The sequence below is a fragment of the Amycolatopsis sp. SID8362 genome (assembly GCF_010550475.1).
In the GTDB taxonomy this organism is placed as follows: domain Bacteria; phylum Actinomycetota; class Actinomycetes; order Mycobacteriales; family Pseudonocardiaceae; genus Amycolatopsis; species Amycolatopsis eburnea.
On sequence record NZ_JAAGNB010000309.1, the window covers coordinates 1 to 3,616 of the forward strand.

Annotated in this window: 4 protein-coding genes; 1 reads left to right on the top strand and 3 read right to left on the bottom strand. The window is 72.0% G+C overall.

All coding sequences use genetic code 11. The features are described 5' to 3' along the window. On the bottom strand, positions 1-174 hold a 174-nt coding region (locus G3I65_RS10475), incomplete at its 3' end, for a GntR family transcriptional regulator (RefSeq protein WP_163046667.1). A gap of 202 nt (positions 175-376) precedes the next feature. Between G3I65_RS10475 and G3I65_RS10480 the strand changes: the two genes are divergently transcribed. Next, complete coding sequence (locus G3I65_RS10480) at positions 377-1,033, top strand: O-methyltransferase (RefSeq protein ID WP_160695925.1); 657 nt, start codon at positions 377-379, stop codon at positions 1,031-1,033. Between the two features lies 1 nt (position 1,034). On the opposite strand, the gene G3I65_RS10485 is transcribed toward G3I65_RS10480, so the two are convergent. After that, positions 1,035-2,924 (bottom strand): transglycosylase domain-containing protein, encoded by a 1,890-nt coding sequence (locus tag G3I65_RS10485; protein WP_160695926.1) that lies wholly within the window; start codon positions 2,922-2,924, stop codon positions 1,035-1,037. 76 nt (positions 2,925-3,000) lie between these two features. Continuing rightward, positions 3,001-3,492: a MarR family winged helix-turn-helix transcriptional regulator gene (locus tag G3I65_RS10490; protein ID WP_160695927.1), complete on the bottom strand. Its 492-nt coding sequence runs from the start codon at positions 3,490-3,492 to the stop codon at positions 3,001-3,003. Positions 3,493-3,616: the final 124 nt, after the last annotated feature.

Genomic DNA, 3,616 nt, shown 5'->3' on the forward strand with positions numbered 1-3,616 from the left:
ACCGACCGCCAGGCCGCGCCGCACGAGTTCGCCGTAGACGCGGGCGGCGGTGGAGTTCGCGATCCCGCGCTGCCGCGCGAACCGCCGCTGCGGCGGCAGCCGGTCACCGGGCCGCAGCCGGCCCGCCTCGATGTCGGCGGCGAGGGCGTCCGCGACGACGCGGTAGTCGTCCATCTCCACCTTCCCGCCTTCGGTCGATCCTGAGCATGATCCCAGCCCGCCTCTCGAGCGCCCCAATGTGGCCTTCGGTGCGTCAGACGCACCCAAGGCGGCCTTCGGTGCGTCTGACGCAACCAAGGCCACCTTGGGGCGCTTGGGCCCGCCGTCGCTATCCCGGTGCGGCGGCCCAGCCCGCTAGATTGGCGGTGGAGGTGCCATGACCGACAAGACCTGGGCCGAAGTCGACGACTACCTCGCCGGCGCGCTGCTCGCCCCCGATCCGGTGCTCGACGACGCGCTCGCCGACTCGGCCGCCGCCGGGTTGCCGTCCATCGCCGTCGCGCCCAACCAGGGCAAGCTGCTGAACCTGCTCGCGCGGCTGTCCGGGGCGCGCCGGATCCTCGAGATCGGCACGCTCGGCGGGTACAGCACGATCTGGCTGGCCCGCGCCCTCCCGGCCGGCGGCAAGCTGGTGACCTGCGAATACGAGCCGAAGCACGCGGAGGTCGCGAAGGCGAACCTGGCGCGGGCGGGCTTCGGCGAAGACGTCGCCGAGATCCGGGTCGGCGCCGCGCTGGACACGCTGCCCACGCTCACCGGGCCGTTCGACTTCGTGTTCATCGACGCCGACAAGGTCAACCTGGCGAACTACGTGCGGGCCGCGCTGGAGCTGTCCCGGCCGGGCACGACGATCGTCGTCGACAACGTCGTTCGCCAGGGCCGGGTCGCCGACGCGGGCAGCGACGACCCGAACGTGCGCGGCGCGAGGGCGATGTTCGACGTGCTGGCCGCCGAGCCGCGGCTGGACGCGACCGCCGTCCAGACCGTCGGGACCAAGGGGCACGACGGGTTCGTGCTGGCGATCGTGCGCTGACTCAGCGCGGTGGCCGCGCCACCGGGGACGGCGGCGGCACCACCTGGTGCGCCGCCGTCATGAAGGCACGCCAGACGTCGGCCGGGACGACGTCTCCAGTCAGCTTCGCGCCGTTCGCGTCCTTGAGCCGCCGGTCGTCGTCGGAGCCGATCCAGACCGCGGTCGCGAGCTGCGGGGTGTAGCCGACGGCCCAGGCGTCCTGGTTGTCCGGGCTGTTGCCGTGCTCGGCCTCGCCGGTGCGCAGCGCGGGGCCGCCGCCGTCGGTCAGGGTGCTCGTGACGTCCCGGGCGACGCGGTGACTGGTGTCGTCGTCGCCGAACGCCGGGCCCGCCGTGTCCGGCTGCTCCCAGATCACCGCGCCGCTCTCGTCCCGGACCTTCGCGACCAGGTGCGGGGTGGCGCGCCGGCCGTCGGCGGCGAAGGTCGCGTACGCGCCGGCCAGGTCGAGCGGCCGCAGCGGGTAGCGGCCGATCGCGATGCCCGCCCCGATGAGGAAGCCGTCCTTCTCGCGCATCGTCGGGGCGCCGTCGACGGTCTCCGGGATGCCGGCCTGGCGCGCGGTCTCGCTCAGCGCGTCCGGGCCGAGCTGCTTCGCCAGCGCGACGAACGGGCCGTCGGCGTGGCTCGCCATCGCCGTGCGCGGCGTGCACTTCGGGCCGCAGACGTCCGGGTACTGGAAGTTCTCGCCGAGGAATTCGAGCTTCGACGGCGACGGGATCGGCTGGTCGGTGCCGTAGCCGTGGCGCAGCAACGCGGCGAGCGTGAACGGGTAGAACGCCGAGCCCGGCGCGTGCGACGTGCCGGCGTAGTCTCGGACGCCCTGGTCGCCACCATTGTAGGCGCGGACGGCCCCGGTCCGCGGGTCGATCGCGACGACGGCGCCGCGGAACTCCTTCGGTTCGCTCTTCAGCCTGTCCTGCAACGCTTTCTTGGCCGCGCCCTGCATCCCGCGGTCCAGCGTCGTCTCCACCGTCATGTTCCCCTGCTGGAGCCGGTTCAGGGGGAAGCCGTCGCGGTCGAGCTCGGCGAGCACCTGCTGCTTGATGTGGAATTCGTCGTAGGTCACGCGGCCCGCGCGGGTTTCCGACGGCGGCTGGATTTCCGCGCCCGGGTACGCCATCGGCTCACTGTTCTTGACGTAGCCGCGGCCGCGGAGCTTGTCGCGCACGTACTCCCAGCGCCGCGTGGCGTGGGCGTCGCCGGAGGCGGCCGGGTCGTGCACCGACGGCGACTGGATCATCCCGGCAAGGAAAGCCGCTTCGCTCCAGGTGATCGAGTCGTCGAGCTTCTTGCCGAAGTAGGCGTTCATCGCCGCCGCGGGCCCGAACGTGCCGCGGCCGAAGGAGATGATGTTGACGTAGCTCTCGAAGATCTGTTCCTTGCTCTGCTCCTGGGTGATCTTCGTGGCCAGCACCAGCTCGGCGAACTTGCGGCCGAGCGTGGCGTCGTCGTCGCCGGTGGACTTCTTGATGTACTGCTGGGTGATCCCGGAGCCGCCGCCGACGCCGGTGAGGAACGCGCGGCCGATGCCGGTCGGGTCGAAACCCTGGTTGTCCCAGAACGTCGGGTCCTCGGTGGCGATGATGGCGTCCCGCAGCTTCGCGGGCACCTGCGCGTAGGGCACGAACATCCGGTCGCCGTCGGCCGGGATCACCTTCAGCAGCTCGGATCCGTCGGCGTACTGGAGCACGACGGTCTTGTCCAGCTCGGCCAGGACCTCCTGCGGGCTGCGGACGTCGAGCACGAGGTAGGCGACCCAGAACGCGATCAGCGGGACGCCGACGAACACGCCGGCCGCCCAGTACGCGATCCGCCGGACGCGCCGCCACCGCCGCCGTCGCCGGGTTGCCGCGCTCGGTTCCTCAGTCGGTTCCTCGGTCGCCAAGGTCACGAATGGATGACGGCCGGACGGGTGAAAAGGTTCTGTGGAGAACCGGCGGGGGTTGTTCGAATCCTGTCAAGATCCCTCAGCCCTTGGCCCGGCGGGGAGCCGCCGAGCGGGGCGGCGTCGAGCGCATGTGGTCGCGCACCGGCGCCAGCAGGCCGGCGAGGGTCTCGACGTCGGCCGGGGACAACGGCTCGAAGAGCAGGCCCGCGACCACCTCGACGTGCCCGGGCAGCACCCGGGCGAGCCGCTCGCGCCCGGCGTCGGTGATGGTGACCGTGGTGCTCCGCTCGTCGTCCGGCGACGGGGCGCGGGTGACCAGGCCCGCTTTTTCGAGCAGGCTTGCCTGGTAGGTCAGGCCGCTGCGGCTGTAGACGACGCCGTCGGCGAGGTCGGTCATGCGGTAGCTGCCCGACGGCGAGTCCCCGAGCCGGGCCAGCAGCTGGAACTGCACGTAGCTGAGCTCGCCCGCCTCGCGCAGCTGCTGCTCGACCGCGTGCCGCAGCAGGCTGGTCACCTCGATGAGGTCGAAGTAGGCGCCGAGCTGCACGGGGTCGAGCGACGGTTGCGGCATGACCGGAGTTTACTGCTTCGAATTCGAAGGAGTAGGGCACACTGGTGCCATGTCGCTGTCCGAACTGGGCGCCGCGGTCCGGCGGCTGCGCGAGCGGGCCGAGCCGCCCGGCCCGCGGACCGGA